General features: G+C 46.2%; 12 protein-coding genes. 5 read left to right on the forward strand and 7 right to left on the reverse strand.

The annotated features are described in order from the left end of the window. Positions 1 to 9: 9 nt before the first annotated feature. The 6 genes from ffh to ruvX all read right to left on the reverse strand — a co-directional run bounded on the left by ffh (position 10) and on the right by ruvX (position 5,528). Positions 10 to 1,350: a signal recognition particle protein gene (ffh, locus tag VK541_RS00855; RefSeq protein WP_324365958.1), complete on the reverse strand. Its 1,341-nt coding sequence runs from the start codon at positions 1,348 to 1,350 to the stop codon at positions 10 to 12. 115 nt (positions 1,351 to 1,465) lie between these two features. Beyond that, a complete protein-coding gene (locus tag VK541_RS00860; RefSeq protein WP_324365960.1) occupies positions 1,466 to 2,494 on the reverse strand; it encodes a DUF3078 domain-containing protein in 1,029 nt (342 codons plus the stop codon). Positions 2,495 to 2,557: 63 nt separating this feature from the next. After that, positions 2,558 to 3,310: a hypothetical protein gene (locus VK541_RS00865; RefSeq protein ID WP_324365962.1), complete on the reverse strand. Its 753-nt coding sequence runs from the start codon at positions 3,308 to 3,310 to the stop codon at positions 2,558 to 2,560. A 60-nt stretch (positions 3,311 to 3,370) separates the two neighbouring features. Further along, entirely contained in the window at positions 3,371 to 4,465 is a 1,095-nt protein-coding gene (locus VK541_RS00870) for a glucosaminidase domain-containing protein (protein ID WP_324365964.1), read from the reverse strand. A gap of 6 nt (positions 4,466 to 4,471) precedes the next feature. Beyond that, positions 4,472 to 5,107, reverse strand: coding sequence for an O-methyltransferase (locus VK541_RS00875; RefSeq protein WP_324365966.1), 636 nt, complete (start codon positions 5,105 to 5,107; stop codon positions 4,472 to 4,474). Positions 5,108 to 5,114: 7 nt separating this feature from the next. Continuing rightward, positions 5,115 to 5,528 carry a Holliday junction resolvase RuvX gene (gene ruvX / locus VK541_RS00880; RefSeq protein ID WP_324365982.1) on the reverse strand — a complete coding sequence of 138 codons (414 nt, stop codon included), beginning with the start codon at positions 5,526 to 5,528 and terminating at the stop codon, positions 5,115 to 5,117. A gap of 340 nt (positions 5,529 to 5,868) precedes the next feature. On the opposite strand from ruvX, the gene VK541_RS00885 reads away from it, so the two are divergent. The 3 genes from VK541_RS00885 to VK541_RS00895 are packed head-to-tail and all read left to right on the forward strand — an operon-like array spanning position 5,869 to position 8,958. After that, positions 5,869 to 7,017 (forward strand): hypothetical protein, encoded by a 1,149-nt coding sequence (locus tag VK541_RS00885; RefSeq protein ID WP_324365968.1) that lies wholly within the window; start codon positions 5,869 to 5,871, stop codon positions 7,015 to 7,017. A gap of 2 nt (positions 7,018 to 7,019) precedes the next feature. After that, on the forward strand, positions 7,020 to 8,483 hold the full coding sequence (gene ricT, locus VK541_RS00890) for a regulatory iron-sulfur-containing complex subunit RicT (protein ID WP_324365970.1): 1,464 nt from the start codon (positions 7,020 to 7,022) through the stop codon (positions 8,481 to 8,483). Continuing rightward, on the forward strand, positions 8,476 to 8,958 hold the full coding sequence (locus VK541_RS00895; protein ID WP_324365972.1) for a gliding motility lipoprotein GldH: 483 nt from the start codon (positions 8,476 to 8,478) through the stop codon (positions 8,956 to 8,958). The genes ricT and VK541_RS00895 overlap by 8 nt, the downstream gene beginning before the upstream one ends. Here the strand turns inward: VK541_RS00895 and VK541_RS00900 are convergent. Continuing rightward, complete coding sequence (locus VK541_RS00900) at positions 8,941 to 10,242, reverse strand: UDP-N-acetylmuramoyl-tripeptide--D-alanyl-D-alanine ligase (RefSeq protein ID WP_324365974.1); 1,302 nt, start codon at positions 10,240 to 10,242, stop codon at positions 8,941 to 8,943. The genes VK541_RS00895 and VK541_RS00900 overlap by 18 nt on opposite strands. Positions 10,243 to 10,430: 188 nt before the next feature. Between VK541_RS00900 and VK541_RS00905 the strand changes: the two genes are divergently transcribed. Further along, a complete protein-coding gene (locus tag VK541_RS00905; protein WP_324365976.1) occupies positions 10,431 to 12,920 on the forward strand; it encodes a M14 metallopeptidase family protein in 2,490 nt (829 codons plus the stop codon). Positions 12,921 to 13,160: 240 nt separating this feature from the next. Next, on the forward strand, positions 13,161 to 14,387 hold a 1,227-nt coding region (locus VK541_RS00910; protein ID WP_324365978.1), incomplete at its 3' end, for a S8 family serine peptidase.

Raw genomic sequence — 14,387 nt, forward strand, 5'->3', positions numbered from 1 at the left:
CAAAAAAGACTACATCCTGCCCTGAGGCATTTTCGGCATGTTTTTCATCATTTTAGCTGCTGCCGCAGGATTAGAGAACTGCTTCATCACCTTGCGCATGTCCTCAAACTGCTTGATCAGCTTGGTCACCTCCTCAATAGAAGTGCCTGAGCCTTTTGAGATCCTTAACTTTCTGCTTTGAACAATGCTGTCCGGGTTTTCTTTCTCAAATGTGGTCATGGACTGAATGATGGCCTCAATGCCCTTGAAAGCATCATCCTCAATCTCCACATTCTTCATCATTTTCCCAACACCAGGGATCATGCCCATCAGGTCTTTCATGTTACCCATTTTCTTGATCTGCTGGATCTGGTTGTAGAAATCGTTGAAATCAAACTTGTTTTTGCGGATCTTTTTCTGAAGTTCAGCAGCCTCTTTTTCGTCAAATTGCTGCTGCGCACGCTCCACCAGTGAAACCACATCACCCATACCCAAAATACGTGAAGCCATCCTTTCCGGATAGAACACATCAAGAGCCTCCATCTTTTCACCGGTACCAATGAATTTGATGGGCTTGTTGACTACAGACTTGATCGACAGCGCTGCACCACCACGGGTATCACCATCCAGTTTGGTCAGTACCACACCCGTAAAGTCCAGCCTGTCATTAAATGCTTTAGCCGTATTCACCGCATCCTGTCCGGTCATGGCATCCACCACAAAGAGGATCTCATGCGGCTTGGTGTTTGCCTTTACAGCAGCAATCTCGTCCATCATCTGCTCATCTATCGCCAGACGGCCGGCCGTATCTATAATGATGACATTATTGCTGTCTTTTTTTGCCTGTGCAATCCCTTCCAGCGCAATGCCCACCGGATCTTTAGACTCCTTGTTGGCATATACCGGGACCCCGATCTGCTCACCCAGGATCTGCAGCTGGTCTATCGCTGCAGGGCGGTAAACGTCACCGGCAACCAACAAAGGTTTTTTGCCCCTGGCTTTCAGGAAATTTGCCAGCTTACCGGTAAAAGTAGTTTTACCCGCACCGTTCAGACCCGCAATCAATATGATCGTAGGATTGTTCTTTAGATCCAGCTCCGTCACCTCGCCGCCCATCAGCGCAGCAAGCTCATCATTCATCACCTTGGTCAGCAACTGACCCGGCGAAACCGCGGTAAGCACATTTAAGCCCAGGGCCTTTTCCTTCACATCATCCGTAAAGGTCTTGGCTGTTTTATAATTTACATCGGCATCCAGCAAAGCCTTACGGATTTCCTTCATGGTTTCGGCCACGTTGATCTCAGTAATGCTTCCTTGTCCTTTTAAAACTTTAAATGCACGGTCTAGTTTATCCTGTAAATTTTCAAACATCTTTTTTTACTGCTTATTGGTCAATATATATGAGACCCCAAAGTTATTAATTTTGGCGGAATCAAAAGGTAATAATTGTGTAATCGATTTTGATGCTGTACCCTCCCGGATTGTATTATCTCGGAAAAGTAAAGCCAAATCCCAGAGAAAGGTTCTGACTTGCCTGAACTTCCGGATCAGAATCTTTATCAAACAAGCCAACACCGTTTATTGTCACGTTCATAAACTTGTTGATCTTTGATTTCAGCGTGAGGTCCAAACGATGATCTACATGCTCCAGTTTCCTGTCATATGGAATAAACATGTTGTAACGGGCATACAAAAACACATTGGTAAAGATCTGTTTTTCTCCGAACGTACTGGTGACCTGGAAAGCGAGCTCATTTCTGAATGTCTGAGGCGGTCTGGTTCCCTGGCGCGGCCTCAATCCAAAGTTACCCGGATTTCTTGTCAGGTTGATCACTGCGGTATCCAGCATGAACGTTTGCTTGGCTGTACCCGTACCTATTCTGGTGGAAAAATAAGGAACAGGCTTGTATTCAAAACCGATAGATTCTGTAAGATAGCCAGGTGCCATGAACTTTGAGATCAGGTCCCCCTTTTCCACATTGTTCTCTGCCGGGTCTCTATAATAAAAATAACCTCTGTCAAATTGAGACTCAAAGGTTACCGATCCAAAGAAATACCAGCTTTTGGAAAGCTGTAAGCCACCCTTATTATCCCAGAAAATCCGGTCACGGGTTTTCTTTTGCAATTGATCTTTATTTTTAACCTTACCGTATTCCAGCCTTACCTCGCTGGTAAAGCTGTAGCTTTCTTTACTGTAAGCGGTTTTATAGTTTAATAATCCACCCACAGCAAGAGAATTTACACCACCTGCGCGCCAGTTCTTCGAAAAAGCGCCCTGATTTACATCAATACCAATTTGAGTGGCTGTTTTCCAGTAATTCACTTTTTCATCTACTACCACCGGGGCAATTTTAATGGGCTTAAACGTCAGCGCGCCCACCCTTACAGGCAGCGGACTGCGTTTTAGTTTGATCTCCAGTCCTTTGGTTTCTATAGGGATGGTATCGATCTCCTGCGCAAACAAGGACGATACACTGATAAAAGATAATAATAGGCAGATATTAAAACTCTTCATTCCTACAAAGAAAAACAAAAAACTGACTTATTAAAAGTTTAATGCCAACAAATTACAAAACCACTAAAATTCTTCAATCTTGATCTTAGGCAAAGGCTGGAGCCTGAACGCTGCCGGATTACGCTTATAGCTGGCATAACTGTTTCTCAGGAATACCACAAAATCATAATCCGAGGCACTCAGAATAAAATCATAAGTAGGGCGGTACTGGTGCATAAAATCATCAGCTTCCGTTTCGCTGATCTGCAGCACCCTTTTTACATAATCGGGATTGTACCTGTAATCAATAATGGCCTCTCTGTAGTCGCGTTCCAGCATTTTTTGAAGATGACGGGCATTCTTGCCCTCCCGGCTCAATAAATTGTAAATGGCATCAATACCCAGCCCGACCCCGCTCGTTCCCAGGTTGAGCAGATCTTTGGCCTTACCTTTGTCCAGTTTGTACTTGTATTCCTTCTGGGCTTCCGTATACCGTTCCAGGGGCGTCAGTTTTTTGCCGAGGATAGAAACCTCCTTTAAATTAATGCCCAGGGATTTCAACTGAAAATAAACCGCTTTCTGCCCTTTATGCACCAATGTATCTACAGCATATCCCTGAAGCACAGCAAATAACGTATCGCCAACAGCAGCTTTGATCGTAAACTCCCCCTTAGGCGTGTTGTAGATGCCCTCATCTTTGGTGGCATTGTAGATGTAAACTTTCGCCAGGCGCAGTTTGGTGTCCTTGTCCACCACAAAACCCTGCAACGTGCCATTTTGGGCAGCAGCATGCAAAGCAAAAAAGCAAAGGAGCAACAGCAGGTTATAAAATCTCATTGGAAATACAAAACTACAAGATAACGATATGTGCAGTCAAACGTTAACATTATTTAACGTCTATTTAGCCAGCACCAGTTTTTGCCCTATTTTAATCCCGGCGTCATTCAAACTGTTCAAAGCCTTGATTTCATCGACAGCGACGTTAAAGCGTCTGGAAATGTTATATAGCGTATCCCCTTTTTGTACAGTATAGCTTTTATCGGCAGGTATCGGCAAGGTTACGGTTGTCACCGGCGCAGTTACCGGCGTGCTGTCCTGCGCTACCGGCCTGATAACCGATACTGAATCTCCCTGTGTTGTATCTCCTTGCGCTGCCGGAGTTTTGACCGGCGCTACCGCTGCCGGTTTAACCGCAGACTTCGCCCTGGACGAAGGTACATATACCGGCGCCGGAGGAATATCATCATTGACCACAGGAGCAGAGATCTTCAGGGTGTCCGGTGTCTTCAGCACCTGTTTAGAAGGCGGTGTTTCCACCGGCGTAAATTTTTTCTTTTCCTGCGGAATATTTGCATTGATCTCCGTGAACACCTTGTCTTCCCGGTTCATTTTTTCCGTCTCTGTTTCCGGCTGATCATATTGGTACAATTTATATTTATCAATGATATTGATCAGCATATCCGGATACCTTGGGTTTGTCGCATAACCAGCGGCCTTCAGCCCCAGCGCCCAGTTTTTATAGTCATTTTTATCCAGCTCAAACAATGCGCTGTAACGTTTCCGCTTTAAAAACTCAGAGTGGTCCCGGTACGATTCACGCGCATCTTTGTATACCCTGAAGCAATCGTCTTTTTTATCATCATCCTTAAAATAGCCCTTGCCCTTCCAGTCAGACGTACACTTAATGCCAAAATGATTGTTGGCAAACTTGGCCAGGCTGCTGTTGCCGCTCCCCGATTCGATGATCCCCTGTGCCAGGGTAATGCTGGCCGGAATTCCGTACTTGTTCATCTCCTCAATCGCCACTCCTTTAAAGTCTTCAATATAAGTAACCGTTGTATGCGACTTAAAGTCAGGATTTGACCTGGTTGCCTCCTTTTCAATTTTCTTGTTGTTGCGGCTGTACTGCCTCGATTTGCAGGCAGAAAAAAATACCATGAGCAGGCCTATGGCAATGATCTGACTAAACAGGGTGGAGGTTCTTTGGTTCATTAAGAATTATTTTTTTCTGATGATAAACAAACCATCCCGCACCGGCAGGATGAGTTTTTCTACGCGGTCGTCAGCCGCTATCTTGTCGTTAAAATTAGTAATATTTTTTGTGTCTTTGTCCGGATTGGCGTGGAGAACTTTACCGCTCCAGAGCACATTGTCCACAATAATGAGACCGCCGGACCTTACCCTGTCAAAAATAAGGTCGTAATACGTGCCGTTGTTTTTCTTGTCGGCATCAATAAACACCAGGTCAAAGATTTCATTGAGCGTATTCACCGTTTGAGCAGCGTCGCCGATGATGTACCTGATCTTTTCATCATCACCCGATTCGGCAAAATAGCCCCGCACCCGCTCTTCCAGTTCCTCATTGATGTCCAGCGTATATATAATGCCCTCAGCACCAAGGCCTTCAGCCAGGCATAAGGTTGCATATCCTGTAAAAGTTCCGATCTCCAGTATTCTTGCAGGGCTGATCATTTTACTGAGCAAACTGAGCACACGGCCCTGGTAATGACCGGACAGCATCCGGGGCATCAACACCTTGAGGTGGGTTTCCCGGTCTATTTTCTGCAGCAGGGCACTTTCAGATTCACAGTAGTTGAGCAGCAACTGCTGCATGTCGTCATTAATCAGGCTCATGTTCTCTCTAACGGGGCTGTTCCATAAAATATTGCAATATGATGGTGGCCGAAATTGTATCCACCCTTTCCTTATTCTTCCGGTCCTGCTTTTTTAAACCGCTCTGCATAATGGTCTGATGTGCTAATTTAGAAGTAAAGCGCTCATCGATCCAATATTGCGGGATATCCGGGAAAGTCCGTCTTAAAGTCTTCGCAAAACCTTTTACATGCTGTGCCGTTTCCGACGGAGAACCGTCCATTTGCTTAGGATCTCCAAAAACAAAAGCCTCAACAGGTTCTGCTATCAAATATTTTTTCAGATATTCGACAATATCTTTCGGATGTATGGTATCAAGTCCGGTCGCAATGATCTGAAGCGGGTCCGTTACCGCCATGCCGATTCTTTTGGTTCCGTAATCAAAGGCTAATATTCTCGGCATATTCCATATTGGCTCCGGAAGTTCCCGGAGGCTAATTGTAAAGCCCCAAAGATAGTAAACGTAATCGATACCTTTTTCGTAGCCTTTGGGTGTACCCCGGGTTCTTCCTGCGTAGTACATGCGCTCATACTGAGTGCAGGGTGAGTGCACCCTGAGTGCACGGTGAGTCCACCTTTTCTCTAGGAAAAAGGCGGACTCATGGCGGACTCACCCCGTACTCATGGCGTACTCAGTGTAAACGCAGGTACTACTCCTGTAAAAGGCAGGGTAATATCAAATGGAAGGTATAGCAATAGGAGCGGAATGCAAATATTACTTAAAATTTATTACTTTGCACCAAATGCAATTTAAAGACATTATAGGACAAGACGAGATTAAGCGGCAGCTGGTTCAGACCGTAGCAGAGAACAGGGTAAGCCATGCCCAGCTGTTCCTTTCCTGTGATGGCAGCGGCGCTTTGCCTATGGCCATTGCCTATGCGCAATATATCAATTGTCTGGATAAAAAAGCTGACGACAGCTGCGGAGAATGCTCTTCCTGCCGGAAATACGGCCGGTATATCCACCCTGATCTGCATTTTTCTTATCCTTTTTTTGCTTCAAAAGATGTAAAGACAGCCGTTGATGTGCTGGACGAATGGCGGAGCATGCTGCTTGAAGACCCCTACTTCGACATGGACATCTGGAGGTCAAAATTGAGCGCAGAGAACAAACAGGCCAACATCAATATTGCGGAGTGTCATGACATCATCAAAAAACTAAGCTACAAAGCCTTTGAAGCAGAGACCAAAGTGCTGATCATGTGGCTGCCCGAATACCTGGATAAAGAGGGGAACTCTTTGCTCAAGATCATTGAAGAACCACCACAGAACACCCTGTTCCTGCTGGTCGCCAATAACCAGGAACAGATCCTGTCTACCCTCTTGTCGCGGACACAGATCGTTAAAATTCCCAAGCTGCCTCATGCGGTGGTGGAAAGCTACCTGATGGAAACGCAGGGCCTTTCTGAAAACCAGGCGACGGAATACAGTTTCCTGGCAGACGGGAATCTGATAGAGGCAAAGCAGCTGGTCGTGACTACACACAATGAAAACGCAGATCATTTTGCCGAGTGGCTGAGGATGGGCTATGGCAACAGAGTGCTGGATATGACGGTATTTGTAGATCAGATCGCAGGCTGGGGAAGGGAAAATCAAAAGAATTTTTTAAGGTACGGCATCAGCTTTTTGCGGGAATGTGCTTTGCTGATCAGCGGGGCTGATGAATTGGTGAAATTACCCCTGAGTGCGATGGACACGGCGAAAAAGCTTTCGGCACACGTCTTGTCATTAACCATGGCAGAAGCGATCATTTCAGAACTGGAAACCGCTCATTATCACGTAGAAAGAAATGCGAACCCGAAAATTCTGTTTTTAGATGTATCTTTACAACTGGTAAAAATAATCAAGTTTAAAACGTTCCCGAAAGGGACTCAACATATATACAATTAATTATGGGATGTGGAAGTTGTTCTACAGGAGGCGGTTGCGCCCCCGCAGGATGCAAAAGTAATGGCTCATGCCTTACCGGCGGCTGCGGAAAAATGGATGTTCACGATTGGTTGTCTAATTTGGACATGCCATCTAATTATAAGCCTTTTCAGGTCATAGAAGTTAAATTTAAAGGTGCAAGGAAAGAGTTTTTCCTGAACAATGACAACATCTATCTGGAAATAGGCGAGCTGATTGCGGTTGAAGGCCCTACGGGCGGATACGATATCGGCCATGTATCGCTGACCGGGGAACTGGTACGGATGCAGATGAAGCGCAGAAAGACCCCGCTTGACCAGGTGACCCGAAAGGTATACCGCAAGGCAACAGAGGTCGATGTGGAGAAATGGAAAATTGCCAAGGGACTGGAATGGGAAACCATGCACAGGGCACGTACCCTGGCTCTGGACCTGCGACTTTCTATGAAGATCAGCGATGTTGATTACCAGGGAGATAAAACCAAGGCGACTTTCTTTTATACCGCCGAAGGGCGTGTGGATTTCAGGGAACTGATCAAGAAAATGGCGGAGACCTTCCGCATCAGGATCGAGATGCGCCAGATCGGTATGCGCCAGGAAGCCGGCAGGCTGGGTGGTATCGGGTCGTGCGGGCGCGAATTGTGCTGCTCTACCTGGCTAACCAATTTTAAAACGGTTTCCACTGCGGCGGCAAGGTATCAGAACCTTTCGCTGAATACACTGAAGCTGGCCGGGCAATGCGGAAAACTGAAGTGCTGCCTGAATTATGAGCTGGATACTTACCTGGATGCGCTCAAGGATATTCCTGACCGCATAGACAGTTTGCAGACGGAGATTGGCGTGGCCCGTCACCAGAAAACAGACATCTTCAAAAAAGTGATGTGGTTTGCTTATCCGAATACTGAGGACTGGATCCCGCTGAAAGTTGACCGGGTGAAAGAGATTATGGCGATGAACAAGCGTGGTCAGAAACCGGTTAGCCTGAAAGAGGAAGCCACAGAGCTGACACCGGTAACGATAGTTGAAAAAACACCGGATTATGAGAATGTAGTTGGCCAGGACAGTTTGACCAGGCTCGACGATAAGAACCGTAACAAGAATAAAAATAACCGGAATAAAGGCGGCAGTAACGACAGGAATAACAGCGGCAGGTCTGAAAGAGGACAGCAAAAGCCACAGCAGGCCAAAGCAGGCGGACAGGCTCCGCAAGGCAAGCCGGGAAATCCGCAGGGAAAACCAGCACCGGGTGTTCAGCAGGGCAGACCGGCCCGGCAACCTAAAAACAGACCCGAAGGGCCAGGAAAAGAAGTCGTACAACCCAGTGGACCTTTAGCCGAAGGCGAAATGGCAGGGACGGCGCAGCAACCGGGTGCGGGTGGATCTTCTGCCAGCAGGAACAGGAATAAAAACCGCAGGAAAAAAAACAAGGATAAGCCTAAGGATGAATAATTTTCGTGCTTTAATTTTCTTTTGCGGGATATTGGTCACGCTGCTTAGCGGCTGCGATGCCAATACGATTGTGGACAGCAATAGGTCTATGCCTGCACGCAACTGGAATTATGCAAATAAAGTGACGACGGTCATTGAGATCAAAGATGCCGCCAAACCGGTCAGTATCTACTTTAAACTTCGTCATACCAATGACTACAAATACGCCAATATTTTTGTGCTTTTTGAGATTAAGGGCGGCGGGCAAAAGAAACAGACCCGGCGTTATGAGTATAAACTGGCCCAGCCTGACGGGCAATGGAATGGTTCGGGTTCGGGAAATTTATATACTTATGTGATGCCGCTGCTGACCAATTACAGGTTTCCGGCGGCGGGTAAATATGAGCTTGCAATTGAACAAAACATGCGTGACAATCCACTGAAGGAGATCAGTGACGCGGGGATTAAAGTGGTCAGTTTAGAGCAGCGGAAGTAGTTTTTCAAGTGCCATTCCTCTTGATCCTTTGAGCAGTATCAGGCTGTTCCTTATGGGGTTTGCCTGGAGATACATTCCGGCTTCTTCCGGTTGATTAAAGAATTTCCCTTTATATTTATTTTTTAATGCATAGAAATGTTTGCCGATCAGGATCAGTTCATCGACCTGGAGTGCTGCGGCCTCGCCGGCAATCAGGTCGTGCTGTACCGCAGACTCATCGCCCAATTCAAACATATCACCGATAATTACAGTTTTGTGCGTGGAGCTTAGGAGTGAAATGTTTTTAAGTGCCGCGGACATGCTGCTGGGATTGGCATTGTAAAAGTCGCAGATCACGGTGTTCTTTTCGGTTTTTGTAAGCTGGGAACGGTTGTTTTTGGGCTGGTATGCGGCAAGACCAGTGTTGATCTGCTCAGGGCTGAGTTCAAAGAACTGCCCGATACAAATGGCGGCCATTGCGTTTTCAAAATTATAGGAGCCTGTTAAATTAACAGAGGCTGAATGTGTGCCTTTCGGGGTGCTCCAGGACAGTTCAATTAAAGGATCTGTTTTTAATAAGGTGCCGTATACTAAGTCTGCAGATTCAGAACCGTAATAGATGACTTTATTAAGACTGGCAGCGGCGCTCATTTCCAGCAGGTATGGGTTGTCGCGGTGGATGAACGCGAAGCCATGGTGTTGTTTTAGCCAGCCATATAGTTCAGCTTTGCCTTTTTTTACGCCTTCAAACCCGCCAAAGCCTTCCAGGTGCGCCATGCCGACATTGGTGATCAGACCGTGTGTGGGTCGGGCAATGCCGCACAAAAATTCAATCTCTTTTTGATGGTTTGCACCCATTTCGATCACCGCGATTTCGGTGTCTTTGGTAATGGACAATACCGATAAGGGGACACCGATGTGGTTATTTAAATTCCCTTTGGTGGCAAAAGTTTTATATTTTTCTGAGAGTACAGTTTTGATCAGTTCTTTGGTGGTGGTTTTACCGTTGGTGCCGGTCAGTCCGATCACGGGAATGTTTAACTGTGCACGGTGGTGCCTGGCCAGATCCTGCAGGGTGGTCAGCACGTCGGGAACAAGGATACACTGGTCACTGGTCTTGTAAGCGATATTGTCGATAACGGCGTAGACTGCCCCGCTGGTCAGTGCTTTTTCGGCAAAGGTATTGGCGTCAAAGTTCTCGCCCTTCAGGGCAAAAAAGATGGAGTCCGGGCCGATGTTACGGGTATCTGTAGAAATAGACGGATACTTTAAGAACTGCTGATATAAGGAATCGATTCTGCTCATGTGGGAAAGTATTGGTAATCTAAATTCGTCATTGCGAGGCACGAAGCAATCTTAATAGCACGGAGATTGCTTCGTGCCTCGCAATGACGGCGGTTAACCTGGCGACAGCGATTAACATGTCAGCAAATATATCCTGATGAAAGATAAACAAAAAATTATCTTCAGTATTTTGTACATTAATCTTTGATATGAAATGGTTTTTGATTTTCTTATTGGTCATAGCCGGCGGCATTCGGAATGCTGCGGATGCTCAGGTTAAATCCCCGGATGATTTTCTGGGTTATCAGCTGGGCAGCAGGTTTACGGCGACGGATAAGGTTGTGGACTATTTTAAATATATAGCGGACAGGGACAAGAATATAAAGCTGATCAGCTATGGCAAAAGCTATGAGGGCAGAGAATTGCTGGTAGCGGTTGTCTCTTCAAAGGAGAATATGGACAGGCTGGAACAGATCAGGGAAAATAACCTGGGCCTGAGCAAGGCCGGGAAACCGGATCTGAAGCCGGGGAGTCAGCCTGCTATATTGTGGCTGAGTTATAATGTGCACGGCAACGAAGCCAGCTCCAGTGAAACGGCGATGAAGACTTTGTTTTCGCTCAGTGAGGGCAAGACAAAAGAAATCCAGGGCTGGCTGAAAAACACGGTCGTGATTATCGACCCCTGCCTGAATCCGGACGGCAGGGAACGGTACCTCAATTATTTTAACGGGGTGAGCGGCAGGAAGCCTAATTTGAATCCTATGGCGAGGGAGCATCATGAACCCTGGCCGGGTGGCAGGTCCAATCATTATTATTTTGACCTGAACCGCGACTGGGCCTGGCAAACACAGCTGGAAACCCAGCAAAGGTTGAAGCTCTACCGCCAGTGGATGCCGGAAGTCCATGTAGATTTCCATGAGCAAAACTACAATGAGCCTTATTACTTTGCCCCGGCGGCAGAACCCATTCATGTGGACGTCACTCCATGGCAAAGGGCGTTTCAGATCACGGCAGGAAAAAATAATGCGAAATATTTTGATGAGCAGGGCTGGCAGTATTTCACCAAGGAGCGGTTTGATTTGCTCTACCCTTCTTATGGCGATACGTATCCTTTATATAATGGTGCTGTGGGTATGACCTATGAGCAGGGGGGAATTGGTGCCGGTCTGGCCGTCATTACTATTGATGGAGATACGCTTACGCTCAAAGACCGGATTGACCATCATTACACCACGGGTTTGGCGACACTGGAAACGGTAAGTAAAAATGCAGACAAACTGGTAGCTGAGTTTAAGTTGTATTTTGAACGGTCAGTCAGTTCGCCTCCGGGTATTTATAAGGCTTATGTGGTAAAGGCGCAGAACCTGAACAGGGTCAAACGGCTGGCAGCATTCTTAAAAAAGAACGGGATTGAATATGCCTTTGGCGGAGAAAGAAACGCGCGGGGCTTCAATTATGAAAACAAAAAAACAGAGGGTTTTAAAATAGAGCGGAACGACCTGATTGTAAATCTGCAGCAGCCGGCGGCGGTATTGGCCAATGTGCTGTTTGAGCCGCAAACGGAAATTCGTGATTCGAATACTTATGACATTACGGCCTGGTCTCTGCCTTATGTATATGGCTTAAAGAGTTATGCGTCAAAAGAAGCGCTGAAAGGAATGTATGGTGCGCCTGAGGAAAGGAACATACCCGCATTGCTGTCTGATAAACCTTATGCCTGGATCTTTAACTGGGGTTCAGCAGAAGATGCCCGGGTATTGCTGGCTTTGCAGAAGACGGGGGTAAAGGTCAGGGTGGCTGAGGAAGGTTTTACGGTTGGGCCGCGCAGCTTTTCTTCAGGAACGCTGCTGGTGTACAGGGCTGAAAATGAAAAGACCGTGAAGGGCCTGGCCGGAAAGATCGACCGTGTGGTGAAGGAACTGAATGTGACCAGCGACCTGGTTGCCAGCGGATATGTGGACAAAGGCAAAGATTTTGGTTCTTCTGTGTACCGGGTATTGAGTGTTCCGAAAATCGCGGTTTTGGCCGGGTACGCTACCTCATCTCAGGGAGTTGGTGAAATCTGGCATTTTTTTGAGCAGGAACTCAATTGTCCGGTGACGATGGTTAATGTTCAAAATCTGGACAATCTGGATATCAATAAAATAAATGTATTGATCATTCCTGATGGCACTTATGAGGAGGAGTTGCCGATGAAGCTGGAGAGCTGGATAAGCAAGGGCGGGAAACTGATCCTGTTTGAAAATGCAATTTCGGGCTTCACAGGCACGAAGCCTTACGAGATTAAAATAAAGGAGGTCATAAAAGATAACTCTAAGTCAAAACCAGCACGTAAATACGGTGAGCGTAATCAGGATGATCTTTCCAATACCATTCCGGGGGCAATATTTAAGGTTGATCTGGATCAGAGCCATCCGCTGGCTGCGGGACTGGGTAGTTATTATTATGCGTTAAAGACCGATGACAAGATCTATGAGCCGCTGGGCAGCGAATGGAGTGTCGGGACGCTGAAGTCAGACAGCTATGTTTCCGGTATAGCGGGCAAATCTGTATTGAAACGGCTCAACAACGGCATGTTGTTTGGCGTTCAGAAATTGGGGAAGGGAAGTGTGGTGTACCTGGGCAGTGACATTCTTTTCAGGTCTTTTTGGGAGAACGGGAAGCATATGTTTTTGAATGCTGTTTTTTTGGTGGAGTGAAATAGCTTATGGGTAAATCTTAAGCCCGTTAATATTTAATTTTGCAATTTCAACCATTTGACTATCTTTATGTTAACAGACTAATCATCTCTAACATTTTAACTCTTCTCGTACGCGCTCAACCCCTTTATAGCTCACCTTACATACTTCGTTTGCTTGCCCTGTTTTATCGAAATAGAATGGGCGCGTCGCTTTTCCTGTCTAATGAATTATTAATTAATTAACCCCTTATAAATCATTATGAAAAAAATCTATTATGGCTATCTCATAGCCGCAATGCTCTTGGTGCAATCCTGTCAAAAAACAGAAGAACTTAGCGACAAGGATTTTAAGCCTAAAACCCAGTCAGGCCTCAGGCCAGAGGGAGGCAGATTGTTTTATTATGCCGGAGATGAAAAAATTCCATTAACCGAGGACTCTACAGCAGTCATATTCCTTGATTCGGATTCGAGCAAAATGCTTAGTAGCCTTAGAACAAAAGGAATCGGACCTGCCGTAACCCGTTTGAATTCCGGGTACTTTCTTGTAGAAAAGAAATCTAAATCAGTGATTACCGCTTTAAGCGGAAAAGCCATCGCACAAAATGTCTTTAAAAGTATGACCGGAAAGCGGGTTGTGCCTACTGGAGAAATTGCCGTCAAACTAAAGCCTGGTGTGACAATTGATCAAATCATCAAGGAATCTGCGGGTAAGTTGAAACTGGTTAAAGCCAAGAAGCGTGGATGGTATTTATTACGGCTTGACGGCCAGGCTTCCCTGCTCGATATAGCAAACGGATTGCAGGAATCTGGCAAGGTGAAATATTCCTATCCGAATTTTTTAGCTACTGTTAGAAAATCAAGCAGTGATCCTCTATTCTCATCTCAATATTATCTGCTGAATAACGGAAGTGGTGGTGGAGTCGCTGGAATTGATATAAATTTAGGAACAACTCCCTACGGTATCAACACAAATATTAAAGTTGCGGTTATCGATGATGGTGTGGAGGCACATGAAGATCTTGCTGGCCGAGTTTTGCAGGGATTTACACCTGGTTATCCTACCGAATACGGCGCACCCTTTGGTATTGTCGATGTTTATGGTGATCCGATCGGCCACGGCCAGGCTTGTGCTGGGATAATTGCTGCTACCAGGGATAACAATATTGGCATAGCAGGAATTGCTCCTCTGGCCAAAATCATTCCGGTTAACATATTCAAACCAGGGGTATCAGAACAGGATATTGCTGACGCTATAAACTGGGCCTGGGATGAAGGGGGCGCTGACGTTCTCAGTAATTCATGGGGCATATATGACAATCCGGGCCCCATGATTGCTATTGAAGAGGCTATTGACGATGCATTAACTTTGGGCCGTGGAGGAAAAGGGAGTATAGTTGTTTTTTCTTCCGGAAATGACAATTTGCCTGCCACTATTTGCCCTTCTTATCGCCCAGGCGTGATTGCCGTGGGAGCTGTTAACAGACAG

This window comes from Pedobacter sp. (genome assembly GCF_035317785.1).
Lineage (GTDB): Bacteria > Bacteroidota > Bacteroidia > Sphingobacteriales > Sphingobacteriaceae > Pedobacter.